Raw genomic sequence first — 26,954 nt, 5'->3', positions numbered from 1 at the left:
ACCTCTTCACCTTTGCAAATCTATATAAAAAATCCATTTAAAAAATGGTGTCCTCTTTTTTCAGGTATTCATAAGGGTTCACCCTTCCCTGCCCCTTTAGCGTAAAAACATCGTTATTTTCCGGCACAGGAACCATTCAGGATATTATTAACCATCGTCTGGCGCCATGCCTAAACCCCTTTGTAGTGCTCTTTACTCAGGCCATACTTCTTCATTCTGAGATAGAGTTTTTTACGCGGTATCAGCAGATACTCCGCCACCTCATTAATACGTCCCTGGTGGATATTCAGCGCTTCGGTGATAATCTGCCGCTCGACCTCCTCAACCCGCCGATCCAGCGGCGTCGGTTCGCCGACGAGCATCTGCGGATTCACCGTTTCCGCGAGCGGTAATACCCCCACCGCAAACAGCTCGGCGGCGTTCGCCAGTTCGCGAACGTTATTTGGCCACACCCGCCGCATCATCCCCTTCAACAGACCGGCATCCACCTCAGGGACGGGATGATTCAGCCGTTGACAGGTTTTTTGCAAATAGTGATGAAACAGCGGCTCGATATCATCAGGTCGCTTTGACAGAGGCTGGCAGCCAATTTGCGTCATCGCGAAGCAGTAATAGAGTTCCGCCACTATCTGGCTGCTGGCGGCCAGCGCCACCAGCGAAGCATTACCGATACCAATCAGGCGAAAAGGCCGTTTCTCATGACTCTGCAGCTGTACCAGATGATGTTGTTGCCCGTGAGACAGATGCTCCAGGTGGCTTAAGACCAGCGTCCCGCCCTGGGCTTGCGCGATCAGTTCATTCAGCGTGTGGGCGTTAGCCGTGCTGAGTTCGCAGGAGATAAACGGACCTTCGGCGTGACGCCCTAACTGGTGCAGGTAACGCGCGCCGGTCATGCGGCCGGTTCCCGGCTCGCCGTAAAGCCATACCGCAATATCCGTCTCTGCCAGCTGCTGAAGGCGCTGGCGATACCGATCCGTCCATTGGCTGCGGCCAATAAGCTCAACCTGTAATTTTTGCTGACAATACTGGCGACGGGCGATCACCGATTGCCTCTGACGCAGCGCGGCATCCACCAGCGTGAGCAGCTTGCCCGGATCGATCGGCTTTTGCAGGAAATCCCAGGCCCCTTTTTTCACCGCCTCCACCGCCATCGGCACATCGCCGTGACCGGTGATAAGCAGAATCGGCAGCAGATCGTCATCCTGATGAAACAACGTCATTAAATCGATTCCGGAGCAGCCGGGCATGCAGACATCGCTTAAAACAATGCCGGGCCAGTCCTTCGGCACCTGTTCCCGCGCATCAAAAGGATTATTACAGGCACTGACCTGATACCCCGCTTGCTCAAGCAGCTGCGTATAGGCATCCAGCACATCGGCATCATCATCAATCAGCAGAATCGAACAGTGATTACTCAACATCTTTTACATCCATCAAATTGAATTCCAGCACCACGCAGGCACTGCGCGTAAACGTTGACGCCAGGCGCAACGCCCCTTCCATTTGCGTCATCAGCGAAACACATATCGAAAGCCCTATTCCCAGACCCACGGCTTTGCTGGTAGTGAACGGCTTTAACAGCGAAGGGAGTAAGGCCGCAGGCCAGCCGGGGCCGTTATCGGCAATCAACACGCACAGCCTTTCGCCCTGGATGTGCCAGCTCACGGTGATTTGCGCTGCGTGCGGGCAAGCATCAAGGGCATTTGACAGCACGTTCACCAGCACCTGATGTACACGCACTTCGTCTCCCAGGATCCAGACGGCGTCATCCGGTATCAGCAGCATCCCCTGCTGAGGTTTATGGCGCATCGCCAGCAGTTCCCATGCCACGGTAAAGGTCTGGCGCAAATCGACCGGGTGCAGCGGCGTTTCCAGTTCTGCGCGGCGGGTAAACTGGCGCAGGGAGCGGATAATCGCGTCAATGCGGTTGATCAACCCTTCCGCTTTGCTTAACGTCGTCCGCGCCTGCTCCGTCTGTCCCTGCTCGATCGCCCTTCCTGCGGTAAAAAGATACATCGACAGCGCATTCAACGGCTGATTAATCTCATGCGCCAGGGTAGTCATTGTCTGCCCCACCACCGCCAGTTTAGCGGTCTGGATCAGCTCGTCCTGAGTGGCACGCAGATCGGCCTCAATCGCTTTCCTCTCGCCTATCTCCTGTTCAAGCTGCTGTTTTTGCGCATTAAGCTGACCGAGGGTATGGCGAAGCAAACCGGCAATACGTCCCAGCTCGTCGCGCCCGTAAACCGGAATGGTCGCCTCGGTCTGGCCCAGACCAATCTGCACCACCGCCTGATTCAGCGCGGTAAAGCGTTTCACCAGCCGCGAGCGAATAAAATAATGATTCAACCCCCACGCCAGCAGCAGCGCCAGCAGCGTCGCCACCAGGATTAGCCCGCCGCTGACCCGGACAATCTGCCCCATACGCTGATTAAACATCTGCATCTGCTGGTGACTGCTGCCAAGCTGGGCTTCCAGCAGCGTTCTGAAGCGTCCCAGCGTCGCTTCTCTGGCCCGGCTGGCTTCCACGAGCGCTTTTTGCGCGGTAACGTAGTCGCGCATGGTGTCCGGCATCTTATTTTTCACCATGCCAATTTCCAGCAGCTCATCGATCGTTTGTCGCAGGGTAATGGTGCTCGGCCAGTTATCCAGCGCACGAATATTTTCATCCGATGTTTTCTTCAGGTTTTCCAGATAACGGATATGCGTCTCCACCAGCATGCCGTCATCATTCCCGGATTTTAGTTCATTGAGCCTGTCGCGCAGGTCGTCAACGATCTGATTTTCAATACGCGCCAGCGTATAGACCTGCTGTTGTTCATTCTGCACTTCCCGGGAGCGTTTCAGGTACTGCGCCGCATCCCCCTGTCGGGCTTCAATCTGATCGAGCAGCGTTCCCTGTTGCCAGGTAAAATCCTGCACCAGCGAATTCAGCTCGGTGGTGAAATCATCGTGCAGCCAGTCGATCCGCGCCGAAAGCTCTCCCACCTTTTCGCGAACCAGAAACATGTTGTAGAGCACGCGATCCAGTTCCGCCAGCAGCGCGCGGCTGTCCTGCAATATCACCGCCAGCTGCTGGCGTTCTGCCGGCGACAGCCCCTGGCTCAGCCGCTCTATTTTATCCAGATGCTGGATAACCTGGTTGCGCAGCTGCAGCCGTACCGTGGTATTCGGCGCCAGCAGAAATTCATTGAGCTGATCGACCACCAGGTTGAGATTCCCTTCAATCAGAAAAGCCGAATGGATGCGCGGAAAATACTCATCCAGCGAATAGCGGATCTGCGAACTTTGCTCATGCCATGAATAGAGGCTGACGCTGCTGACAATCAGCGTAAGCAGCGCCCCCATCAGAAAAGCCCCGCGCAGGCTGCTACTGATACTGATTTGCCGCAGACGTTGCAGTATGGACCTGCCCATCATTTCAGTTCTTCCAGTTTATTAATCGCCTGCCGCTGATTGTTGAGAAACCAGAGCTGCCACTCCATCATCTGCTGTTCCGCGAAGCTCTTATTGTCGAACTGAGCCAGCCAGGCTTCATCCTCGCTGCTCGCCGGATCGACCGGCACACGGGTCAGCAACGCGCGAATCTCGGGCAGCGGACGCTTGAGCCGGGCCTCCGCGCTATGCAGCGCTCGCCAGGCATCTTTTAGCTGAGCAAGACGAAAGCTGATCGCCGTATCGAACATCCGTTGCACCAGGCGCTGGCGTTTGAGGATCAGCCGATAGTTCAATGGCGGTTGATTCATCAGCACCGCCTGCTGCGCCGCCCGGGGATTGCCCGCCGCCAGGGGCGTTACCGGGTATTTCCCGGTATTGGCATCGGCGAGGATCGTCTGGCCCTCCGGGCTTAACAGATAGCGAATAAACCGCCGCGCCTCGCTGGCGTGCTGGCTGTTTTTAAGCACCGCGACATAGGTCGGCGAAACCGCCGACTGCGGGAAATAGGTAAAAGCCAGGTGCGGATCGTTCATCAGCAGATTGGCGTAGTTATCAATCACCGGACCGGCCACGCCCAGGCCGCTTTTAATCTTATCCGCCACCCCAAAGCTGCGGGATGAAATGGTCACGAGGTTTCCCGCACTCGTCAACAGCGTTTCCCATCCTTTAATCCAGCCCTTTTGTTGCAGCAGCGACTCCACCATCAGATGGTTGGTATCCGAACGCGACGGACTGCTCATCAGCAGCGCCCCCTGATAGCGGGGATCGGTCAGGTCATCCCAGTCCGCTGGCGCAGGCAGATGCCGTGTCATCAGCGCCGGGCGATTAATCAGCAAACCGAACCCGGAAATCGCTACGGCCACGGAGGTGGAGCGAATGGATTCCGGCACCAGTTGTTGGCTGACTGCCGGCGCACCGCTGAACGGTGCCAGCTTTTTATGCTCCTGAAGATGCTGCAGCAGCATCGGCGACGAGGTCAGGATCAGATCGACATTTTCGCCATTTGCCGTGTCAAGCAGCTGTTCCAGCGAGGCGCTGGTGCGGTTGAGCGTCCTGATCGTCACTGACCCCGGTTCTTTCTGCCAGCGATCGATAATCCACACGGTGGCGCTGGGAGAAAATGTCGTCGCCATCACCAGCTCATTGCTTTGCGCCGCACAGGGTCTCAGCCAGGCGGTCAGCAGCAGCATCGCGAGCATTTTGCTCACTATCCCGCCCCGACGAAGAGACATGTTTGTGATCCCGTTCATAAATATTGAAATACCAAAAAAATTACGTTGAGACAAAACTTACCCGTTTATGACAGCTGGCGAATTAATCACCGCGAGCGGAAAAATAGTCAAACGGGCGCCCGGGATATCGCTAAAGATTACCAGATAATGATTGGGTAATTTGTTAGAGTCCGCACAAGCCGGACATAAAATCAGCGCAACATTAATTCCGCAGGCTCTCGCTCATTCAATATGAGTCAAAATCAACCCATCAATTCATTAGTTTGAGTCAGTTTTGACTCATTTCGACGATTTGTATTTTACGGCCGCTTATTTCACCCTTCAGGCCGAATGCTCCTGATGTTCACATCAATATAAAATACAGGTGACGACATGTTATCATTATTAAAAAAAGGGCCGTCGGCGAATACAGTTTCTGCTGAGAAAATTCAGGCAACGTATGGTCGATACCGTATGCAGGCGCTGCTAAGCGTATTTCTGGGATATCTGGCGTACTATATCGTGCGCAATAACTTCACCTTATCCACGCCCTATCTGAAAGAGCAGTTAGATCTTAGCGCCACGCAGATCGGTTTGCTCAGCAGCTGTATGCTCATCGCGTACGGGATCAGTAAAGGCGTGATGAGCAGCCTCGCGGATAAAGCCAGCCCGAAAGTGTTTATGGCCTGCGGTCTCGTACTGTGCGCCATCGTCAACGTCGGGTTAGGATTCAGCACCGCATTCTGGGTTTTTGCTGCGCTGGTTGTCCTGAACGGCCTGTTTCAGGGGATGGGGGTCGGCCCCTCTTTCATTACCATCGCGAACTGGTTTCCGCGCCGGGAGCGTGGCCGCGTAGGAGCTTTCTGGAATATTTCCCATAACGTCGGCGGCGGAATTGTCGCCCCGATCGTCGGCGCCGCGTTTGCGATTCTCGGTACCGAGCACTGGCAGAGCGCCAGCTACATTGTGCCGGCCTGCGTGGCGGTGGTATTCGCCATCAGCGTACTGGTGCTGGGTAAAGGTTCGCCGCGAGAGGAAGGCCTGCCTTCGCTGGAAGAGATGATGCCGGAAGAGAAAGTGGTGCTGAAGACCAAACACGCCCAGAAAGCGCCGGAGAACATGAGCGCATTCCAGATCTTCTGCACCTACGTCCTGCGTAACAAAAACGCCTGGTATGTCTCCCTTGTGGATGTGTTTGTCTATATGGTGCGTTTCGGCATGATCAGCTGGCTGCCAATCTACCTGCTGACGGTGAAACATTTTTCTAAAGAGCAGATGAGCGTCGCCTTCCTGTTTTTTGAATGGGCGGCGATTCCGTCAACCCTGCTGGCCGGCTGGCTTTCCGACAAGCTGTTCAAAGGCCGCCGGATGCCGTTAGCCATGATCTGCATGGCGCTGATCTTCATCTGTCTGATCGGCTACTGGAAAAGCGAATCACTGCTGATGGTCACGGTATTTGCGGCGATTGTGGGCTGCCTGATTTACGTACCGCAGTTTCTGGCCTCGGTCCAGACCATGGAGATCGTCCCCAGCTTTGCCGTTGGCTCCGCCGTGGGCCTGCGCGGATTTATGAGCTATATCTTTGGCGCCTCGTTAGGCACCAGCCTGTTCGGCGTGATGGTCGATAAAATGGGCTGGCACGGCGGGTTCTATCTGCTGATGGGCGGGATCGTCTGCTGCATCCTGTTCTGCTATCTTTCTCATCGCGGCGCGCTGGAGCTTGAGCAACAGCGTAAAAACAGCGAGCAGGAAGAGGCCCGGCTGGCGCTGGCTGACGCACAGTAAGCGCCTGAACCCGGGGAAACAAGAGCCAGCTTGCTGGCTCTTTTGCCGTTGAGAGAGGAATTGATGTCCGCAGCTGCTCCCGACGACGGTATAAAGCAAGTATCCCTGCCATCACTGATGTTACTACTGAGTGGAATGAACGGCCTACTTCGCCGGGATAATCAGCACTTGACCCGGATAGATTTTATCGGGATGCGTCAGCATCGGTTTATTGGCTTCAAAAATACGTTGATAATCATTGGCAGAGCCATACATCGCTTTGGAGATAGCGCTCAGGGTGTCACCGGATTTGACCGTGTAAAAACGACTTTCCGCCCCGCTTTGCGTCACCTTAACGCCGTCACTGACCTGACCTACGCCAGTGACATTCCCGACCGCTACCAGAATTTTTTCCTTATCCTCCTGCGAAGCGACATCGCCAGTGACCGTGGCGGTGCCATCGTCCGCAACATCAATATTGACCTTTTCGGCGCCAGGCAGATTAAGACCATCGATATGTTTTTTCAGTTTATCGGCCCGCTCTTCTTTACTGTCGCCGGAGACGGCGTCCCATATTTTCTCGCCCGCTTCTTTCACAAAACTTAATAATCCCATCTTTCCATACCTCCACGACTGTTACATGATCACATCATCATCGGACCTGTTGACCCAATGTCAGGGGGCTGGTTTGCTACCCGCCCTCGCGTCAACTGCCTGAAGCAGCACAAGCCACCATCAAAGTATAATCAATAAGCGTCAAAGTGCAGGATATTTGCCCCACTACGGCAGGAAAGTCTGTATTCCGGCAAGGTGACACGAAATGGAAGCGGACATAGCCCCCCCAGCCATGCAGAGAAATTATGGCCCCTCGTCGTACAATGGCTGGAGAGGCAATGCCCGGATAAGACGCGGACTACCTGAGCAAGATTTCAGAAGACGCCGCTTCCGGCGCCTCCTGTGATTCACCTCGCGGCTATTCCTCGTACGCAGCGTGATGGAAATCAATTTCCCACTGCAGTACTTCACCGTAAAGTGCCGACAGCGCCTGCTTTTCTTTTTCACTCAGCGCCATGGCGCAACGGTCGAGTTCGTTCTTTAGCCAGAGCGCCTGCTGATAGAATTCGTCCTCCGCGTGCATTTCCACCCAGCGTCGTAAATCAGCATCGCTCTGTCGATGTTCGCTCGCCCGTCGGCACCAGCGATAGTACATCCACTCCGCACCGAACATCAGGGTCACGATCTGCTCATAGCTGCCCTCGCGGGCGGTCCGCAGCATACCGTCGCGAAAGCGCCGTACACCGGGCAAATCATCCGGGTACCCAGCGGGATCGATCTGTCGCGCTGACAGCACCTGCTCAAACCACGCGATCTGCGTATCAACCAGGGCATTCAGCACGCCAATCAGCCAGCGCTGCTGATGAATACCCGGCGCTTTGCTGACCCCGAGGGCAACAATCGCGATGGCCGTCGCGACAAAATTGCCCTCAAACACCAGATAGCGGTTGAAGACCGCTGTCGGCAGTCGATCCTGTTCAATATCAGTGACAAACGGGTGCTGCTGCATCGCCTGCCACGCCGGTTGATGTTCGCGCAGCAGGCGTTCGCTAAACGCTTCCATTAGGCTTCCTCCAGCGCGGCCTGAGCGACCGACATAAAATGCTTCACCCGGGCCAGCTCAACATCGTTCCACCAGACGCCATCGACCTTCATCGTACTGGCCACAATGACCCCCTGGGTCCGCCCGAGGATCTGCCTCACGTTAGCCGGCGTTACCCCTGAGCCCACCAGGAGCGGTAGCGCCGTCGCCGCGCGGATCTCGTCAATTTCCGCCATCGTGGCGCTATCGCCGGTGCGCTGGCCGGTGGCGATCACCGCGTCGGCCTCGAAGAAATCGACATCGCGCGTCAGCTCCTGAATCGAACGATCGGCGACGATGGCATGGCTACCGTGCTTGACATGGCTATCGGCAAAAACGCGAATATGCTCAGCGCGCAGCATACTGCGGTAGCGCAGCGCCTTTGCCGCCGCCCCTTCGATAAATCCTTCGTTGGCGATATAGGCGTTGGCCCACTGGTTGACGCGGACGAAATCGGCGCCGCCCGCCAGCGCGATGGCCATCGCCGGGATCGCCGCGTTAGCCAGGACGTTAATACCCAGCGGGACCGCAAACCGCTCACGAACTTTCTCGGTAATGACCGCCATCAGCGCGGAGGTTTCATGGCCGATGTCCTCAGGTTTGGAAAACGGAATATCGCCGTGGTTTTCAATAATCAGACCATGAACACCGCCTGAAATATAATTTTCAGCATCGCGAAGCGCACGCTCAACAATATCGGAGACTGATTTTCCTCGATATTTAGGCGCTCCAGGAAAAGGATCGCAATGAATAACGCCAATAACGGCTTTGTTTCGTGAAAAAATAGCTTGTATTGCATTGGTTTTTTCTGCTGAGATAGCAACCATCTTATCCATCCTGTTAAGGGAACACTATGCGTGTTTACGTTACCGGTAATATTGCCGTCGATGAAACCTGGTCCATTCCGGATATACCGAAAAAAGGCACTTCCATTCACGGCGTTAAAGTTTCGCAGGATATCGGCGGTAAAGGCGCGAATCAGGCGATTATATTATCCCGCTGTGGAATAGAGACGCGTTTAATTGCCGCCACGGGAAATGACAGCAACGGCGCCTGGATCCGCCAGCAGATAAAAAATGAACCACTGACCTTACTTCCCGACCAACCTTTCAATCAACATAGCGACACCTCGATTATTTTAAATAGCGCTGATGGCGACAATGCCATCATTACCACGACGGCGGCTGCCGACGCCTTCAGCCTTGAGGATATTATTCCGCATATGGCGGATGCCGCCGCCGGCGATATTCTGCTGCAGCAGGGCAATTTCTCCCTTGATAAAACGCGGGCGCTGTTCCGGTACGCCAAAACTCTCGGCATGACCACGGTGTTCAACCCCTCGCCCGTCAATCCTGACTTTTGCCATCTGTGGCCGCTCATCGACATCGCGGTAGTCAATGAATCCGAGGCCGAGCTGCTTCGGCCCTATGGGGTGAAAACCTTAGTGATAACCCAGGGCGCCGCTGGCGCCTGGCTGGTTCAGGCGGAACAGCGCCAGTTTTGTCCCGCCGTGCCCGCCGAAGCGATTGATACGACCGGCGCAGGCGATACGTTCCTCGCCGTCATGCTGGCCTCCGCCCTGCTGCGCGGCGTCGCGCCGGATGACCTGGCGCTGGCGCATGCCAGCCGCGCTGCCGCCATAACCGTTAGCCGCCGGGGAACGCTCAGCGCGTTTCCCGGCAGCCATGAGCTCGCCGCCCTGTTAACCCAGGACAGCGCGCGTTGACCTACTTAAACAGCGGACGGTAAGCATCGACGTTCGCTTTGGTCACCACCGTCGCCGGAACCAGAATGGTTTTCGGCACGGTTTTTCCCGACGTGATGCTGTTCAGCGCATTCAGGGCCTCGGCGCCCATCTTTTCCGGATCCTGCTGCAGGACGGCGGTCACGTAGCCGCCGTCAATACCGGAAATCGCCTTCGCCGTCAGATCCCAGCCAAACACTTTAATATCCTTCTGGCGCCCCTGGTTTTCTACGGCGGCGATAGCGCCGAGCAGCGCGGGTTCGCCAGTAGCATAGATTGCTGTCAGATCCGGGTTGCCGGTGATCAGGTTTTCCGCCGCGGTCATCGCTTTATCCTGCACGTTCTGCCCGTCGACCACGTTAGCGATGGTAATGTTCGGATTGCTTTTCAGCGTCTCTTCGAACCCTTTCTGCCGCTGGTTCTGGATGGCCGAATTCAGCGCGCCGACAATCCCCACCCTCGCCTTGCCATCCATCTCTTTCTGCACGTTGTCCACAAAATATTTACCAATAATTCTGCCGCCTTCAATATTGTCCACGCCGACCTGGGCCGCCTGTGGTCCGGCCGGTAATACGGCATCAATCGCAATCACCGGAATGTTAGCGGCGGCGGCTTCTTTTACCGCTGGCATAATTCCGTTAACGTCGATAGCGGCGACCAGAATGCCTTTAACGCCTTGCTGAATATAGTTTTCTATCGCGTCGTTTTGCGCCACGGGATTATCGTTAGAATTGAAAATAACTAAATCCTTGCCGCTGGCTTTAGCCGCATCCTGCGCGCCTTTATTCATCAAATTAAAGAACAGCGCCTGCTGATTGATTTGCACCAGCGCATAAGTCGGACCGGCAGCGCTGGCGGCAGAAATAAAACTCATCGATGCCAGCATGGTCGTGGCGACAGCAAGTAAACGCAGTTTTCCGGTGTGAAATAACATCATCAGTATCCTCGTCGGGAATAGTTGATAGCCAGCAGAGTTCCGCGCCGCATGCGAACGCAGAAGGATTGTTTTTTTGGCGGGCAAATATCGTCTATATGGCCAGAACAATCATCGATCGTTCGGCGGATACCTGCTTAATGTCATCCCGGCAACCGGTCCGTGTCGGTGCGCGACTGGAATGACTTAAACGGGTTTGGGAATGACTTCCCGGATGATGCGGTAAACTGCCTATACAATTCTCTGCTGATTAAAATTTGTCAAGCATTTATTTTCGCTTATTACGCACAGAGAAATTGCTGTATCCACCGCGCTTAACTATGTTACAGATAGCCGATTCTGGCAGAGATGGCGCAGGAAATGAGTATAAAACGCGTATTGTTATCTGATGTGGCAAAGCTGGCGGGGCTGTCGAAAGCGACCCTGTCGCGCTATATGAACAACAGTATTGTGCTGCCGCAGGACACCATCGACCGTATCGAAACCGCCATTCGCGAACTGGACTATCGCGGCAATAGCCTGGCGCGCCGTCTGAGCAAAGGCGGCAGCGAGACGCTTGGCCTGGTGCTCCCCGACATTACCAACCCCTTCTTTGCCGAGCTGGCCGACGCTGCCGAAGAGGCCGCTTCTGCCAGCGGCTACAGCCTGGTGTTGTGTATCACCCGCAACAACCCGGAAAAAGAGTGCCAGTTCATCCGCTGGCTGGATACCTGCCAGGTAGACGGCCTGCTGTTCACCACCAACCGCCCCGATAACGGCCTGCTGCGCAAGGAGATCCAGCGTCACGAACGCATTGTCCTGCTGGATGAAGATATTCCCGGGAGTCAGGTTCCAAAAGTGTTTGCTGATAACGTTCAGGGCGGGCGCATCGCCACCGAAAAACTGATCGCCGCCGGGCATCGTCATATCGCTTTCGTCGGCGGCCCGGACAAACTGATGAGCGTCCGTGAGCGCTATCAGGGTTTTTGCACCGCGATGGAGCAAGCCGGCCTGAGCTGGCCGCCCGAATGGGTGATGTACGGCGACTATCAGCGCGAGTTTGGCCAGCAGGCGCTGCGGCACCTCTTCAGCCAACCGGTTCGCCCTACCGCCGTCTTCGCGGCCAGCGACTATCTAGTGCTCGGTCTGCTTGACGGTCTACGCGCCAGCGGGCTCCAGGCGCCGGAGGCGCTTTCGCTAGTCGGCTTCGATGACGCCAATTACGCCGATTTTACCCAGCCGCGGATCTCCACTATCCGCCAGCCCGCCCGGGAACTGGGGCGCACCGCGGTGCACATCATGATGCGCCTGCTAAACGACGATCCGGATATCCCAGCGGAAACCCGCCTGCCGGTTGAATGGATTGGTCGCGACTCGATCAAGATCTGTTAAGCATGTCCCATAATGACGCAAAAGCGCCCGTTTTTGGCGCAAAAAACGATCAATTAACAATTTATTCACTATAATCAGTAAACCGGTTTACCGGATTGTAATCAATAAAACCTATTGAATACATAAGGTTAAGTTACAGGGCTGCTGTGTTGTTCCTGCCCTGGCACGGATGCTGCAATGTTCTTACTGGCGAACAAATATCTTACATAGCGTTTGTCTTGACTGTACTGGCGAGGGCTCTGTTCCGCAGGTAAACCGGTTTACTAGATTGTAAACCGTGTCGGATAGAGTCTCTCCCGCAGGATGGCGAACATTTTCCCGGCAATAGCGATGGGAGTTATCAGATGCAGCAGCCACAAACTACCCCGCCAAGGGTGGAGATGATCAATATCACCAAGACCTACGGGTCGATACGTTCATTGCGCGGCGTTAACCTCGAGTTGGCCCCGGGCGAAGTGCTGGGTTTAGTGGGCGATAACGGCGCGGGGAAATCCACCCTCACCAAAGTGCTCTCTGGCGCGGTGATCCCCTCCAGCGGCACGATTCGTATCGACGGTGAACAGCAGCAGTTTACCAATCCGGCCGATTCGCGCCGCTGCCATATCGAGATGGTCTATCAGGATCTGTCGCTCTGCGACACGGTCGACGTCGCGGGCAATCTGTTTATGGGCCGTGAGCCGATGAAATCGGTCCTCGGTATTCCCTTTCTCGACGAGGCCAAAATGCACGCCGATGCCAGAGAGATGCTTAAAGGGCTGGGGATCTCTATTCCGGATACCCGCCTGCTGGTGCGAAATCTCTCCGGCGGCCAGCGCCAGGCTATTGCCATCGCCCGCGCGGCGGCCTTTGACCCGAAAGTGCTGATTATGGATGAACCCACCGCCGCGCTGGCCGTCGCGGAGGTCGAAGCGGTTCTGGAACTCATTCGCCGCGTTTCCGCTCGCGGGGTGAGCGTGATTCTGATTACCCACCGCCTGCAGGACCTGTTCCTGGTGTGTGACCGGATCATGGTGATGTATGAAGGTACCAATGTCGCTGACAGGCGGGTGTCCGACACCAGCCTGAACGATATCGTTAACCTGATTGTGGGCGAAAAATTCACCGCCCGCTCTGCGGCTGCACATTGAGGTAACAGGATGAGTATCATGAACTTAAGCAGCTCCCGCATGATCCAGCATTCGCTGCCGCGCCGCCTGCTGCATAACCACTCGGGCGTAGTCAGCATCGCGCTCTTTTTCGTCTTCTGCTGCGTGGTGTTTTCGCTGATCACCAGCAACTTTCTCACCGGCACCAACTGGCTGAATATCATCCGTCAGAGCGCCCCGCTGCTGATCGTCGCGACGGCGATGACCCTGGTGATTACCACCGGCGGTATCGATCTGTCGGTGGGCTCTACCCTGGCGCTGGTCGGCGCACTCTCCGCTATCGCCCTGAATAGCTGGGGGCTGCCGTGGCCGGTGGTACTGCTCGGCGGCCTGCTGCTCGGCGGATTGGTGGGCGCCATCAACGGCTTCTTTATTGCCTATGAAGGGATTCCGGCGTTTATCGTCACCCTCGCCACTCTGGCTGTGGTTCGCGGCATCGCGCTGCTGATCACTCAGGGTTATTCGATTCCGGTTCCGGCTGACAGCCTGTTTACCTTTATCGGACGCGCGTGGGTAGTCGGTATCCCCATGCCCGCGCTGCTCGGCATTCTGATTCTGCTGATCGGGCATATCGTTCTTAATCACATGCGTTTTGGTCGCTACGTGACCGCTATCGGCGCCAACGCTGAAGGCGCGCGACGCAGCGGGATTAACACCAAAGCCGTCACGATGAAGGTCTATATCCTCAGCGGCATGGCCGCCGCGCTGGCGGGAATGATCATTACCGCTCGCCTCGGCAGCGGCTCCTCCAACCAGGGCGAAGGCTTTGAACTGCAGGTTATTGCCGCCGTTGTACTTGGCAGTACCAGCCTGTTTGGCGGCTTCGGTACCATTATCGGCACGCTGCTGGGCGCGCTGTCGATTGCGGTCATTCAGAACGGGCTGATCCTGTCGCATATTTCGCCGTTTTACACCCAGATAGCCACCGGCACCATTATCCTGCTGGCTATCTGGCTGAACACCCGCATTCTCAACCCCACGCGCTCCGCGGCAAAAGGATAGCTGATGAACGGTTCAATTTTTCGTCATCCCTCACCGTTGCCGGTTGGCGTCACCAGCGGTTACGTGATGACAGTGCTTGGCCCGCTGCCGATTAACGAAATGGGCGTCACCCTGATGCATGAGCATATTCTGCTGGATGCCTCCGGCAAATGGGTGCCGCCCTGCTGCTGTAGCGATCGCCATCTTGCCGAAATGCCGGTGAAAATGGAAAACCTTGGCGAACTGTCGCTGAATCCGTTGATGAGCCGCGATAACTGTCAGCTGTTTGATGTCGACGTTGCGATTGAGGAACTCACTAAATATCGCGCCCTTGGCGGCGAAACCGTGGTCGATCCGACCAATATCGGTATTGGCCGCGATCCGAAAGCGCTGGCGCGCATCGCGCGTCTGACCGGTCTGAACATTATTATGGGTACCGGGCTCTATCTGGAGCCTTCGCACCCCGAGTGGGTAAGGACCAGCAGCGTTGAACAGCTGACCGAACGGCTGATTTACGATCTTGGCGGCGCGGAGGAGAAACCGGAGGTACTCGCCGGGCTTATCGGCGAAATCGGTATCTCCAGCCGTTTTACGCCGGATGAGGAGAAATCCCTGCGCGCTGCGGGTCGGGCCAGCGCCGCGACCGGCGTGCCGATCGAGGTCCATCTGCCGGGCTGGGAGCGGCTGGGTCATCGGGTGCTGGATATTCTCGAGCAGGAAGGCGCCGATTTACGCCATACCGTGCTGTGCCATATGAACCCCAGCTTTGCCGATAAGCGCTACCAGCGCGAACTGGCCCAGCGCGGAGCATTCCTCGAATACGACATGATTGGCATGAGCTATTACTACGCCGACGAGTCAGCGCAGTCGCCCTCCGACGAGGAAAACGCCCGCGCGATCCGCGAGTTAATTGACGACGGCTATATCCAGCACATTCTGTTGTCGCAGGATGTCTTCCTGAAAACCATGCTCACCCGCTACGGCGGCCACGGTTACGGCTACATACTCAAGCATTTTGTTCCGCGTCTGCGGCGCCACGGCGTCAGCGGCGAACAGCTTGAAACTTTAATGATTGGAAACCCCCAGCGGGTCTTTGGCGGATAAAAGGAAACGTCATCATGCAGAAAAAAATCTTACTGGTCGGTGAGTCCTGGACCAGCACCTCAACGCACGTTAAAGGCTTCGACCAATTTGCCACCGCCACCTGGCACACTGGCGCAACGGATTTTCTGGCCGCGCTCGCCGACAGTCCCTATGCCATTACCTATATGCCCGCCCACGCGGCGGCGACAGACTTTCCGCTGACGCTGGAAGCGCTGGAACACTGGGATGCGATCATCCTCTCGGATATCGGCGCCAATACGCTGCTGCTGCATCCGGACACCTGGCTGAAGAGCCGCTGTACCGCCAACCGTCTAACGCTCCTGCATGATTACGTGGCTGGCGGGGGTTCTCTGATGATGATCGGCGGCTATTACAGCTTCCAGGGGATCAACGGCGGCGCGCGCTACCGTAATACCGCGGTGGAGAAAGTGCTGCCGGTTCGCTGCCTGGCCTGGGACGATCGCATTGAAACCCCGGAAGGCTGCTTTGTGGAAGTGGCGGGATCTCACCCCCTGTTTAACGATATTCCGGGCGAATGGCCGTGGCTGCTGGGCTATAACGAGGTTGAAATGCATCCGGAAGGTAAACTGCTGGCGACCGTGGCCGGTACCGATCATCCTCTGCTGGCCATTCGCGAATATCAGCGGGGGCGCTCGCTGGTGTGGACCAGCGACATGTCGGCACACTGGCTGCCGGAAGAGTTTGCCAAATGGCCCGGCTATCGCCAGCTGTGGATTAACTGCCTCGACTGGCTGACGGAACGCCGCTGATGAGCGCTACCCTTGAGCTCGCCCGGCAGCTGCTGGGCTTTAACACCATCAACCCGCCGGGCAGCGAAGCCGACTGCATGCGATTCTTCGCCGACTGGCTTGCCGATAGCGGTTTTGAGGTGTCGCTGTCGTCATTCGGCGAGGGACGCTGCAATCTTATCGCCAGGCTGCCCGGGTCGAAGAGCGGTAAACCGCTGGCCTTTACCGGACATCTGGATACCGTCCCGCTGGGAAATGCCCGCTGGCAGTACGATCCTTTTGGTGCGCAGATGGAAGACGGGCGTCTTTATGGACGCGGGTCGAGCGATATGAAAGCGGCGATAGCGGCATTTGCCGTCGCCTGCGTTCATCAGCGGCAAACGATTCGCGCCGGGCGCGGCGCACTATTGCTGATCACCGGCGGAGAAGAGACCGGCTGCGACGGCGCGCGGGCGGTGATCGCCTCCGAGACGTTGCCAGAGGTGGGCGCGCTGATCGTCGGTGAGCCCACCGCCAACTACCCGGTTATCGGCCATAAAGGCGCCCTCTGGCTACGCTGCGAAACGCGGGGAAAAACCGCCCACGGCGCGATGCCGGAGCTGGGGATCAATGCTATTTATCTTGCGGCTGATGCGCTGGGTAAGATCCAGCATTTTTCGCCGGGCGCGCCGCATCCCCTGATGAAGCAACCCACCCTCAACGTCGGACGCATAGAGGGCGGACTCAATATTAATTCCGTACCGGACCGCACGCGTTTTGATGTCGATATCCGCAGCGCGCCCAATTTACAGCACGCCGCTATCCGGGAGCGCTTGACGACGCTGCTGGGCGAAAGCGTTACGGTCACCACGCTGGTCGACCTGCCTGCGGTCCTGAGCCGGGAGGATCATGCATGGATTAAGCAGGTTTACCAACGCTGTCAGCCGCTGCACGCTGAGCCGATTACGCCGCGCGTGGTGCCCTACTTTACCGACGCCTCGCTGCTGCTGCCTGCCCTGGGCGACCCGCCCTGTATTATTCTCGGCCCCGGGGAGCCGTCGATGGCTCATCAAACCGACGAGTACTGCCTGCTCAGCCGGCTGGCGGAGGCAGAACGGCTATACGGTGACCTGATTCGCGACTGGATGGCCTAACCGCCCGCGACGAAAGCCCAAAATGTGTGACGGTGTCACTTAAAGCGAGTGCCATGCATTCAACGTTTGAATAATCTCGCGGAATAACAGAGGATAACCGCCTCGTACACGAAATGTTTCACCACCAGCAAGGAGGCTTACCATGTCCGTGAAAATTAACGCCGTGCTCGTTTGCACCCTCTCTTTCCTCCTTTCCGCCTGTTCGGGTCATGCTTCTGCGCCGGACAGCGCCGAAGACGCTCAAATATCGGCAGAAGTGGATAAGATACTTCGCGATTATCAAACGGGTGCCGATACGTCACCGCAGGCCAATGCCTCACGCTATCTGGCGCGGATCCAGGCGGCTATCTTCGCTAACATAGACCAGCCGGACTCTTGGCAAGGGCAAAAATGCTCGGTGCGCTTTACCCTGCAGCGTGACGGGACGGTGCAGGATCCGACGGTCGAGAACGGCGATCGGCCATTCTGCGCGCAGGTGATGTCCGCGCTGAAAGTCGCCAAAATTCCGCCTGCGCCAGATGAAAAAACCTATCAAACATTCAGCCATGTCGTTCTGGACTTGAAGGCCTGAGCTTGCCCGTAGTAAGCGCCCCGTCCATCGCCAGGGCAATGGCTAAAAAGATAAGCTGACAGCCTGCTTAACAGACGCTTTTTGGCGATCAGCGAGGAATGATTCAATGGTGCTTGAGTCGAGGTGATGAGCGGCAAGAGCGCCGGCTGAACGGGACAGCGCATCCAGGTGCGCTGATGATGGCCTCTTATTCATGACTCAATCTCTGATGCATGAAATCAATAAGCGCTCTTGTTTTTGCCGGCAAATAACGCCGATCGGAATACAGGGCGAACAATTGCAAGGGGGCCGCCGATTGTTCAAATTCAATTTCGATTAACCGGCCATCGTCAATATAGGGCTGGCAGGCTTGTTTCGACAGGATGGCATAACCGACGCCTGAGATGGCCGCTCGCCCTGCCATCTCCCCGCTGTTGACCCGATAACGACCGTTCACTTTAATCGTCTCGAATCCGCCCTTTTTATTCACAAACTGCCAGGGAGCGCCTTTAAGCGCATTTACCGTTGTAATACAGGGCAATTCTTCAAATTGCTGTATACGAGAAGGCGTGCCATAACGCTGGATAACGGAGGGGGCCGCAACGATGGTGCAAGGGATGGTCACCAGATGACGGGCTATGTAGTCACTGTCATCCATCTGACCACGACTCACAATGACAGCGAGATCCAGATCATCGCGCAGGGATTCATAACCAGACAAATTGGTGACGCAACTTATCTCCAGGTCCGGATGCTGACAGGCGAAATCGGCAACAATAGCGCCCAGCAGTGTAGGACCGATTTCATTGGGAATACAGATACGTAATGGCCCCTTGAATTGCATTTGCCGCAACGTTAATTCGGTTTCAGTTTGCTCAAGCGCTTCCAGTAATGGCTTCGCCCGGGTATAGAGTAGATGCCCCGCCTGAGTGAGTTTCATATGTCGGGTACTGCGTTCAATAAGCTGAAGATTCAGTTTATCTTCTAGCTGAGCAATGCAACGGCTCACATTTGATGCCGGCATTTCAAGGGCTTTCGAAGCCCCCACAAAACTGTCTCTTTCAACTACAGCGATGAAGACTTTCAGCGCATTAAAATCAAGAACTGGCCGCATCAACTATCCCACATATGATAATAATGAGTGCCATTTTTACCATCTAATCGATAAGTTTGATAGCAGTTAAGCTAGGTTATCTTTCATCATCAGGTCGCTTGCTATGCCACGGGTCACCACAACATTTAATCAAAAGGCGCTAATACGGATAGCGCTGGTCATCGCTTTTGTGCAGTTTACTAATGCGCTGGAATATATGATGTTCAGTCCTGTTTTTACATTTATGGCCGCGGATTTCGCTGTTCCCGTCTCCTTCTCAGGCTATGTATCCGGTATGTACACCTCTGGAGCCGTCCTGTCGGGAATTATCGCCTTTTACTGGGTTGACCGTTGCAATAAGAAGCGTTTTCTTATCGCTAATATGGTGCTGCTAGCCATAGCGACACTGTTGACAACATTCATGACCCGTTTTCCTCTTCTTCTTACCTTGCGATTCTTCGCAGGGCTGGTTGGAGGGACGACAATGGGTGTGGGGATCGGTATTTTGATAAACCACACGCCGGCTGACTTGCGCGGAAAAATGTTGGCGACGGTGATTGCGTCATTTTCGCTGGTAAGCGTTGTGGGGATGCCCGCTATATTATTTTTGTGTACTCATTACGGTTGGCATGTCGCGTTGTGGTTAATCAGCACGCTCTGTTTGTTGGCATTGCCATTGATCGTCACTGTCATCCCTCAGGACCCCGTCACTTTCGACACGCCTCACGCGCTGCCCCTCGATGTTGATACTTTACTGTTTGCTTCCGGTAATGCGCTGGTACAGTTTAGTCCAATGCTGATCATTCCTGTTCTGGCGCCGTTAATGACGCAGCTGTTGGGGGCTTCTGAAGGCCTGCTGCCCTGGCTGTTCTTCGGCGGGGGACTGGCGGGGTATCTGTCTACAAGAATGACAGGGGCATTAACCTCTCGTTTCTCTGCATTGAGTTTGGCGACCGGGTCAACCCTCGTTTTTATTCTGAGCTTGCTGATACCCCTCCTGGGCTATCCGCATCCGGCGCTGTTTATGACGTTATTTCTCGGGGCAGCTTACAGTCGTCTGGTTTCATCTTCGGCGGTTACGATTCAGTTTCCTGATAACAACCAACGAGCGGGATTCTCTTCATTACAGACGTCCATGATGTATCTGATGACGACTGCCGCATTTTTCCTGTCCGCTTTTCTGTTACCTGACCATCGCATGGCGCTCCAGAATATGGACACATTGCTGGCGCTATGTGCAATTTCCGCATCAGGATCCCCAATTATTATCATCATTTTGCAAAAGAAACTGGCTAAGCGGATGGTCCCGCCCGATCGGTGCACCACTGGGTAGAACATGGCGCGCCCTGCTCTGGGCATTAAAAATTATCATTGACCCTGGTGTGGTCGCTAAATGGAGATGAGGGGCGTTTTTTTGTCTGACGGTGTCTGAATTTAGTACCTGGCGGGAAGCTTATGGATTTTAATGAGTCTTCCCTCTTCCATTTCGATAAAACCACCCGTTTTTAAATCTGCAAGTATGCGCATGACGCCGCTGCGAGAAAGATGGGTTTTCTCGCGGATGTAGAGTTCCGCTGTGACTGCGGCGCGATAACTCTCATCTTCTTCGCTTAAATTGAGCAACTGCTGGCGGATCATCTCGTACGCCGTCGGTGCGCCCTGCGGCATCACATTGTTGTAAAGTCGGCCATACACAAACATCAGTTGCTTTGAGAGCAGCCCCCATAACGACTTTTCTTTAATAATGTCATGAACACGAGCGGTGGAGATCTCGCCAATCACGCAGCAGTTGATAGTTTTAATGTAATCATCGAAGTAAATATCCGTCAGATTGGCAAGACCAAACACGGCGGGACTGCGCGCAGTGGACAGCATCATATTATCGTTTCGGCGATAAACCGCTACGGTTCCCTCAAGGATGAGGTAACACATCCCCTGGCCATTCACCTTGAAATCCAGTTGCTCCCCCCTTTCAGTTTTACGTGGCGTGCAATACGGCTGTAAATGCGTCATCAACTCTTGCGCGTAGGGTGAACCTCTGTGAGGTTTTGCTGAAGAGGACATAACCGATAACCTTTAGATTGACCTGTCTGATTATAGCCTGGCTTCCTGTTGCGGGTATCCTCATCGTCAGTATTTTCGAGGCAAATGGTTGATATCAAGAAGTATACCCCGTTCCATGGTGATGTTGTTCCCGGTTCGCAGCTCTGCCAGAATTCGCATAATCCCGCTCCGTGAAAGATAGGTTCGGCTCTTAATATAGGCTGCAGCCGTAATTTGTTGCCGTATCGCATCCGGCTCTTGCATCAGTTCAACAAGCTGAAAGCGGATGATGTCATAAGCCGACATCTGCGAGATTTGTGCGCAATGCTCATACACCCGGGAGGCCGTATAAATCAGGAGTTTCGAAAAATGCTCCCATAGATCCAGTTGCGCCACGATGTGATTAAAACAATCCAGTGACACCCGGGCGATCTCTGACGTCTCCAGCGCTCTCACATAGAGATGCTCTGAGGAAAACTGACTACTGACGCCCAGAATAAAGGGTGATGATTCAGAATTTAAAACAATGCCATCGCCGCGACGGTGCAGCGCGACGCTACCTTGCAATAGTAAAAAACATTGCCGGATATCATCTTTATAATAATGCACGACCTCACCTCTGCCGATCACTACTCTTTCTGCTGCTGGCAACACATGATTTATCAGAGTCTCGATGTGCCGAAATGGTTTTAATTCCAGGGCAATTGATTTGTCCTGGTTTTCCGGGGTGGTTAAGCGCGTGTTCATATGCTGCCTCAATTCCTCTACGGTGATCGCTTTATTGATCGACCCGACGAATTATCTTAAAAACGAAGAAGCCGCGAAATATTGGTTTGAGGTCTAAAAGTAGACCGTGCTAAAGATGTACTCTAAGTAATTGATTTTGTGCCTCATGACCTTTGAGTCTAAAAATAGACCGGGCCTTAATAAACACAATAAAAAAATGTTACTTATTCGTTAAGTGAGAGTCTACTTATAGACCCACAAATCATTTGAGTTTAAGAAAGTGATTAGATAAATTTTAGCCAGCCAGCAGAACAGTTCATGATCTTACCGTAATTAATTATGGCTGCCATGCTGCACAGTAATAAATAAGGCGCTGGTACAAAAAGAGTGTAACGCTCATCGGCACCCTATTGCCTGAATATAAGTGGCAAACCAAGTTAATAAGGAAACAACGTAATGAAAAAAAGTCTTGTTTTAGTTGCCTTGACCGCAACTGCAGCGCTGTCTATGTCTCACGCTTTTGCTGCCGCTGGCACCGTGAATTTCGTCGGCAATATTCTTGATACTGCCTGTGAAGTCGATGTGGCATCGCAAAACCAGCAGGTCAATCTCGGTAACTTTTATAAAACTGAATTCCCGAACAGTGGCGCAAAAGCGGCTGCAAAGGATTTTAATATCGTGCTTAAAAACTGCCCAACCACGGTAACTTCGACAAAAGTACGCTTTGATGGCACCCCCGATCTGACCAACCCTAACCTGCTGGCTATTGATACCTCAACCTCCAGTGCGGCGTCAGGGGTGGCGATTAACCTGATGACTGCCGATAAAGTCGACCTGCCTTTGCACGGTGAGAACAGCTATAACTACACCCTTAGCAGCACCCAGGACAATACGCTGAAATTCTACGCGCAATATATCTCCACCACGGCATCAGTAACGCCGGGTACGGCCAACTCTGTTGCTAACTTCTCCATTGTATATAACTGATTTTCTGTCCAGAAAAGCTGATGGGGTCGATACGGCCCCATGTTTCAGAGGTCTAAAATGAATGTTCTTCGCAGTATCTTGCTTACCACCACGATATTGAGTTTTGGTTTATCCGTTGCTCAGGCCGGTGTCGTTATTGGTGGTACGCGGGTCATTTTTGATGGTAATAAAAAAGAAGCCTCAATTGGCATAAATAATCCTGATAAAACCCCCTACCTGATCCAGTCCTGGATCGAAACTCCGGGTGGCGGTGCCGAAAAGGCGCCTTTCATCATTACGCCGCCGTTATATCGACTGAATAATGGCCAACAAAACGTCGAGCGCATTGTTGCCACCGGAGCATTACCTCAGGATAAAGAGAGCTTGTTTTGGCTTAATATAAAAGCCATACCCTCTGCAGCTAAAGTTGACAATACGTTGCAAATTGCCATTAAAACCAGAATCAAGCTCATCTACCGTCCGGCGGCGATGAAAGGCGCATCCCCTGAAGAGCAGGTCGATAAATTACGCTGGCAACGCGTCGGTAATAAGATACAGGTAAACAATCCGACTCGGCATGTCATGAATTTTAACGAAATTTCACTATCAGGTAAAAAATTACCCGATGTCAGTTATGTATTACCCGGTAGCACAGCGACGTTTGATTTACCCTCCGGCGTAACGGGCGGGCCAGTGACATTCAAAATTATCAATGATTATGGCAGTCCCGGGGCAGAACACAAAGCCAGTCTGTAGACCGGCGAAAAGACACTGAGTGGGATTTATGATGATGGCAATGGATTATATAAAAGCACGTTCTCCACGGTTGGCATTATTGATAACCATCGCGCTCTTCGGTAATACGCAAAATAGCTATAGTCGCGATTTTTTTAATCCAGAACTGGTTGAACTGGATAATCCGGGGACAGAAAAAGTCGATCTTTCTGGTTTTGAATCGGGCGCGCAAGCTCCCGGGGATTATCATGTTGATATCGTCCTGGACGATCGGTTAGTTGATACCCGCGATATCAGGTTTGTGTTGCTGAAAGAGCCTGGCGGTGATGACAAATTAGTCCCCTGTTTATCCATTGAGCAATTAGAAAGCTGGGGAGTAAAGACTGGGCTTTTTCCCGCGTTAAAAGGCGAAACATCCTGTGCGAACCTGTCCGCGATCCCTCAGGCCAGTACGGATTTCCAGTTTGCCATGCAGCGTCTGGTATTGAGCATTCCGCAAGCGGCACTATCAGCGCATGCGCGCGGAGCGGTGTCGCCGGATCGCTGGGATCAAGGGATTAACGCCGCCCTGCTCAACTACAGTCTGAGTGGGGCCAATAACTGGGCAAAAAATAGCAACAGCAGCACCAGCGATAATCAGTATGCCAACCTGCGTCCTGGCGTGAATATTGGCCCCTGGCGGTTAAGAAATTACACCACCTGGTCGCGCGATTCACAGGGTCACGATGCCTGGAAGACGGTTTATACCTATGCTCAGCGTACGATAATCCCGTTACAGTCGCAGCTCACGCTGGGTGATAGCTCTGCCCCGGCAGATGTCTTCGACAGCATGCCTTTCCGGGGAGGACAACTTGCCTCCGATGATGACATGCTGCCCGACTCCCTCAAGGGCTATGCCCCAGTGGTGCGTGGTATCGCCCGGACCAATGCCCAGGTGATAATTCGCCAGAATGGCTATCAGATATACCAGAGCTTTGTGGCGCCGGGGGCTTTTGAAATCACGGATATGTATCCTACCGGCGGCGCCGGCGATCTTGATGTCACTATTAAAGAGGCTGATGGCAGTGAGCAGCACTTTAGCGTGCCATTTGCCTCCCTTCCCGTATTACAGCGTGAAGGCCGAATAAAATATGCGTTAACGGGCGGCCAATATCGTTCTTACAACGGCAGCGTGGACAAAACGCCCTTTGCTCAGATGAGCGTTATTCTCGGCTTGCCCTATGGCTTTACGTTTTACGGCGGATTACAGGAGTCGAGTAAGTACCAGTCCCTCGCCGCGGGTGTCGGTAAAAACATGGGTGACTTTGGCGCAATCTCCAGCGACATCACCCAGGGCTGGTCCACGCCGCAAAATATGCCGAAATCCAGGGGGCAATCATGGCGGGCTCGATACAGTAAAAATTTTGCCGCAACGGGCACCAACTTCGCGATTGCCGGCTACCGCTATTCGACCAGCGGCTACTATGGCATGCAAGAGGTCCTGGATTCTTACGGTGACAGTCAGGCGCTTCAGGACCGACGCCGCAACCGTGCTGAGCTGACGTTGAGCCAGGGGTTGGGAGACCATCTGGGATCGTTGATGCTGAACGCCGCGCGTGAAGATTACTGGAATTCGGGTAAGGCGATGGAATCATGGAGCGTTGGGTATAACAACTACTGGCACAGTATCGGTTATGGCCTGACCTGGACGCTGAGTAAGAATGGGAGCGCGGGATCGTACAGCTCACCCCAGAGCGACGATAAAAACCAGATGCTGGCGCTGAATATCAGCATTCCCCTGGAAAAACTGTTGCCGCAGACATGGGCAAACTATGGCATGAATACCAGCAAGAATAACGGTACGACACACAGCGCTGGGTTAAATGGCGTTGCTTTGCCGAATAATGCGCTCAACTGGAATATTCAACAGGGTTTCGGCACTCACGACGTGGCCTACACCGGCAATATGAATGGTGATTATCGCGGCACCTATGGCGAAATCACAGCCGGGTACAGCTATGACAAAAATACCGATCGTCTGAATTATGGGATTCAGGGAGGTGTGGTTGCGCATGCCAATGGCGTGACGTTTTCTCAGCCCCTGGGTGAAACCAACGTGCTGATTGCCGCCCCCGGGGCTGCCGGCGTAGGCATCCAGAATATGACCGGAGCGACAACCGATTATCGCGGATATACGGTTGCCTCTAACTTAATGCCTTATCGCAAAAATGATGTGTCATTAATCACTGAAACATTACCGGCTAACGTTGAGTTAGAGCAAACGGTCAAAACCGTGGTTCCTACGCGTGGCGCGATTGTCAGGGCGAACTATCGGGCAAGCGTAGGCGTTCGCATGTTGATGACCTTGAGCCAGCGAAACGGCCAGTTAGTGCCGTTTGGCGCAATGGCCAGCGTTGATGGAACAGATCATAACAGTTTTATCGTGGGTGATAGCGGACAGGTCTATTTGACGGGTCTCGATCCCGAGGTAAACCTGACCGTGAAATGGGGAAATCAATCCGCAAACACCTGCAGGGTTCATTACTCGATAAACATGACGAAGCTGAATAACGATGTGATTATCGATAATGCTGTTTGCCGATAACGTTGAAATGAATTTTTATATCAGGTGCATAGGTATGCGACTTTTCCGATCTGCATTATTAATGCTGGCTGTGTTGTTTCCATTGAGTGGCTTCTGTTGTGATTATACTTACATCGGCTCTCCCTATACCGTGGATTATGGCAATATTATCGTTCAGCGCGATGTTCCCGTTGGCCAGGCGATAAGCAATGAGATATATGGCTCTTTAGCACATGCTTATACCTGCGTCACAACCGGCAATGAAGGGTCTAGCTCAGGAATGAAAAGCGCTATTTTACCCTATGTCGCGACGTACGGCGCGCGGCGCGTTTATCAAACCAATGTGCCTGGGGTGGGTATTTCTTTTGGCTTTTACATGAACTCCAAAGCAGGCGCGTCGACATTTAGCGGCACCGATTATATTGACCGCGGTAACGCTTCAATGTCCAGTTGGTCTTCAAACCCAGGCGAGCTAGTTATTCATGATTATCAGCCGGTTATACAATTCTGGAAGATTGGTGATATTACATCTGGCTCAGTAACGGGACAACTGGCATCGTTTGTCGCCTTTACGATGCAATATCTCGGCGGAGAACAAGCTCCTGAGATCCCCGTCAATGCGGGGGCCGGATCTATTACCCAGGTGGCATGCGCGGTGACAACGTCGAATATGGTATTTGAACTGGGGGACGTTTTGGTCAGCGAGTTTGGTTCTGCGGTGGGATCAACCCCCGCTAATGCGCAGAAAACGCAGAATCTCATTCTGGACTGTGATGCCGGAGCCAATATTAACGTCATGCTCTCCGGGGCACAAAATCCAGACGTCAGCGATAATACCGTGCTGGCGTTAACCGGTCAGGGAAGCGCAGGCGTCGCACAGGGGGTTGGCGTGCAGCTGGTTTATAACAATACCCCTCTCATCCTTGGCAATAATCTTGTTCTGAAGAGAACCAATGGCGGCCAGGAGATGTTTCCGTTAACCGCACGCTACTATCAGACCAATACAACGGTAACCACCGGCATCGCCAATGCCTCCGCAACGCTGAGTCTTACCTATCAATAAGGGCT

At 54.1% G+C, this 26,954-nt stretch carries 24 protein-coding genes; 14 read left to right on the top strand and 10 right to left on the bottom strand.

The genetic code is table 11. From position 1 onward, the window contains the following. Positions 1 to 170 precede the first annotated feature (170 nt). From ABLX76_RS10815 to pgtC, 3 genes are read right to left on the bottom strand one after another with little or no spacing between them, the layout of a single operon-like run. Entirely contained in the window at positions 171 to 1,421 is a 1,251-nt protein-coding gene (locus ABLX76_RS10815) for a sigma-54 dependent transcriptional regulator (protein WP_348874504.1), read from the bottom strand. Beyond that, a complete protein-coding gene (pgtB, locus tag ABLX76_RS10810; protein WP_348874503.1) occupies positions 1,411 to 3,420 on the bottom strand; it encodes a two-component system sensor histidine kinase PgtB in 2,010 nt (669 codons plus the stop codon). Before pgtB ends, ABLX76_RS10815 begins: the two co-directional genes overlap by 11 nt. After that, positions 3,417 to 4,637 (bottom strand): phosphoglycerate transport regulator PgtC, encoded by a 1,221-nt coding sequence (pgtC, locus tag ABLX76_RS10805; RefSeq protein ID WP_348874519.1) that lies wholly within the window; start codon positions 4,635 to 4,637, stop codon positions 3,417 to 3,419. Before pgtC ends, pgtB begins: the two co-directional genes overlap by 4 nt. A 405-nt stretch (positions 4,638 to 5,042) precedes the next feature. Here pgtC and pgtP point away from each other — a divergent pair, with 405 nt between their 5' ends. Further along, complete coding sequence (gene pgtP, locus ABLX76_RS10800; protein ID WP_348874502.1) at positions 5,043 to 6,434, top strand: phosphoglycerate transporter PgtP; 1,392 nt, start codon at positions 5,043 to 5,045, stop codon at positions 6,432 to 6,434. A gap of 144 nt (positions 6,435 to 6,578) precedes the next feature. On the opposite strand, the gene lysM is transcribed toward pgtP, so the two are convergent. The 3 genes from lysM to ABLX76_RS10785 form a co-directional block, all read right to left on the bottom strand. Next, positions 6,579 to 7,028, bottom strand: a complete 450-nt coding sequence (gene lysM, locus ABLX76_RS10795) for a peptidoglycan-binding protein LysM (protein ID WP_023289703.1) — start codon at positions 7,026 to 7,028, stop codon at positions 6,579 to 6,581. Positions 7,029 to 7,386: 358 nt separating this feature from the next. Then, positions 7,387 to 8,031 (bottom strand): TenA family protein, encoded by a 645-nt coding sequence (locus ABLX76_RS10790; RefSeq protein WP_044523237.1) that lies wholly within the window; start codon positions 8,029 to 8,031, stop codon positions 7,387 to 7,389. Next, on the bottom strand, positions 8,031 to 8,876 hold the full coding sequence (locus ABLX76_RS10785) for a BtpA/SgcQ family protein (RefSeq protein WP_023289705.1): 846 nt from the start codon (positions 8,874 to 8,876) through the stop codon (positions 8,031 to 8,033). Before ABLX76_RS10785 ends, ABLX76_RS10790 begins: the two co-directional genes overlap by 1 nt. Before the next feature lie 26 nt (positions 8,877 to 8,902). On the opposite strand from ABLX76_RS10785, the gene ABLX76_RS10780 reads away from it, so the two are divergent. Next, on the top strand, positions 8,903 to 9,775 hold the full coding sequence (locus tag ABLX76_RS10780; protein WP_348874501.1) for a PfkB family carbohydrate kinase: 873 nt from the start codon (positions 8,903 to 8,905) through the stop codon (positions 9,773 to 9,775). Between the two features lies 1 nt (position 9,776). On the opposite strand, the gene ABLX76_RS10775 is transcribed toward ABLX76_RS10780, so the two are convergent. After that, entirely contained in the window at positions 9,777 to 10,730 is a 954-nt protein-coding gene (locus ABLX76_RS10775) for a substrate-binding domain-containing protein (protein WP_348874500.1), read from the bottom strand. A gap of 345 nt (positions 10,731 to 11,075) precedes the next feature. Between ABLX76_RS10775 and ABLX76_RS10770 the strand changes: the two genes are divergently transcribed. The 7 genes from ABLX76_RS10770 (at position 11,076) to ABLX76_RS10740 (ending at position 17,781) form a co-directional block, all read left to right on the top strand. Further along, positions 11,076 to 12,098 (top strand): LacI family DNA-binding transcriptional regulator, encoded by a 1,023-nt coding sequence (locus ABLX76_RS10770; protein WP_032428845.1) that lies wholly within the window; start codon positions 11,076 to 11,078, stop codon positions 12,096 to 12,098. A 380-nt stretch (positions 12,099 to 12,478) separates the two neighbouring features. Continuing rightward, positions 12,479 to 13,225: an ATP-binding cassette domain-containing protein gene (locus ABLX76_RS10765; RefSeq protein WP_072199055.1), complete on the top strand. Its 747-nt coding sequence runs from the start codon at positions 12,479 to 12,481 to the stop codon at positions 13,223 to 13,225. Between the two features lie 18 nt (positions 13,226 to 13,243). Next, positions 13,244 to 14,245, top strand: coding sequence for an ABC transporter permease (locus ABLX76_RS10760; RefSeq protein ID WP_176221083.1), 1,002 nt, complete (start codon positions 13,244 to 13,246; stop codon positions 14,243 to 14,245). 3 nt (positions 14,246 to 14,248) lie between these two features. Continuing rightward, on the top strand, positions 14,249 to 15,328 hold the full coding sequence (locus ABLX76_RS10755) for a phosphotriesterase-related protein (protein ID WP_102006060.1): 1,080 nt from the start codon (positions 14,249 to 14,251) through the stop codon (positions 15,326 to 15,328). Between the two features lie 14 nt (positions 15,329 to 15,342). Then, positions 15,343 to 16,098: a glutamine amidotransferase gene (locus ABLX76_RS10750; protein ID WP_348874499.1), complete on the top strand. Its 756-nt coding sequence runs from the start codon at positions 15,343 to 15,345 to the stop codon at positions 16,096 to 16,098. Then, on the top strand, positions 16,098 to 17,210 hold the full coding sequence (locus tag ABLX76_RS10745) for a M20 family metallopeptidase (protein WP_241515993.1): 1,113 nt from the start codon (positions 16,098 to 16,100) through the stop codon (positions 17,208 to 17,210). Before ABLX76_RS10750 ends, ABLX76_RS10745 begins: the two co-directional genes overlap by 1 nt. A gap of 142 nt (positions 17,211 to 17,352) precedes the next feature. After that, positions 17,353 to 17,781: a cell envelope integrity TolA C-terminal domain-containing protein gene (locus ABLX76_RS10740; protein WP_087827220.1), complete on the top strand. Its 429-nt coding sequence runs from the start codon at positions 17,353 to 17,355 to the stop codon at positions 17,779 to 17,781. 187 nt (positions 17,782 to 17,968) lie between these two features. On the opposite strand, the gene ABLX76_RS10735 is transcribed toward ABLX76_RS10740, so the two are convergent. Further along, positions 17,969 to 18,874, bottom strand: a complete 906-nt coding sequence (locus ABLX76_RS10735; protein WP_241515992.1) for a LysR family transcriptional regulator — start codon at positions 18,872 to 18,874, stop codon at positions 17,969 to 17,971. A 103-nt stretch (positions 18,875 to 18,977) separates the two neighbouring features. Between ABLX76_RS10735 and ABLX76_RS10730 the strand changes: the two genes are divergently transcribed. Continuing rightward, positions 18,978 to 20,186: an MFS transporter gene (locus ABLX76_RS10730; protein ID WP_348874498.1), complete on the top strand. Its 1,209-nt coding sequence runs from the start codon at positions 18,978 to 18,980 to the stop codon at positions 20,184 to 20,186. A gap of 101 nt (positions 20,187 to 20,287) precedes the next feature. On the opposite strand, the gene ABLX76_RS10725 is transcribed toward ABLX76_RS10730, so the two are convergent. Then, positions 20,288 to 20,917, bottom strand: a complete 630-nt coding sequence (locus ABLX76_RS10725; RefSeq protein ID WP_348874497.1) for a helix-turn-helix domain-containing protein — start codon at positions 20,915 to 20,917, stop codon at positions 20,288 to 20,290. A 66-nt stretch (positions 20,918 to 20,983) separates the two neighbouring features. Next, positions 20,984 to 21,643 (bottom strand): helix-turn-helix domain-containing protein, encoded by a 660-nt coding sequence (locus ABLX76_RS10720; RefSeq protein ID WP_348874496.1) that lies wholly within the window; start codon positions 21,641 to 21,643, stop codon positions 20,984 to 20,986. A gap of 435 nt (positions 21,644 to 22,078) precedes the next feature. Between ABLX76_RS10720 and ABLX76_RS10715 the strand changes: the two genes are divergently transcribed. Genes ABLX76_RS10715 through ABLX76_RS10700 form a run of 4 tightly spaced genes read left to right on the top strand, consistent with a single transcriptional unit; the run spans position 22,079 to position 26,949 of the window. Then, entirely contained in the window at positions 22,079 to 22,609 is a 531-nt protein-coding gene (locus ABLX76_RS10715) for a fimbrial protein (protein ID WP_023289719.1), read from the top strand. 57 nt (positions 22,610 to 22,666) lie between these two features. Continuing rightward, complete coding sequence (locus ABLX76_RS10710) at positions 22,667 to 23,344, top strand: molecular chaperone (protein ID WP_348874495.1); 678 nt, start codon at positions 22,667 to 22,669, stop codon at positions 23,342 to 23,344. Between the two features lie 28 nt (positions 23,345 to 23,372). Next, entirely contained in the window at positions 23,373 to 25,907 is a 2,535-nt protein-coding gene (locus tag ABLX76_RS10705) for a fimbria/pilus outer membrane usher protein (protein ID WP_348874494.1), read from the top strand. After that, positions 25,891 to 26,949 carry a fimbrial protein gene (locus ABLX76_RS10700; RefSeq protein WP_224222690.1) on the top strand — a complete coding sequence of 353 codons (1,059 nt, stop codon included), beginning with the start codon at positions 25,891 to 25,893 and terminating at the stop codon, positions 26,947 to 26,949. Before ABLX76_RS10705 ends, ABLX76_RS10700 begins: the two co-directional genes overlap by 17 nt. Positions 26,950 to 26,954: the final 5 nt, after the last annotated feature.

The organism is Klebsiella sp. JB_Kp004 (genome assembly GCF_040065795.1).
Classification (GTDB): Bacteria; Pseudomonadota; Gammaproteobacteria; order Enterobacterales; family Enterobacteriaceae; genus Klebsiella; species Klebsiella quasipneumoniae.
This window is presented reverse-complemented; position numbering and strand designations above follow the sequence as displayed.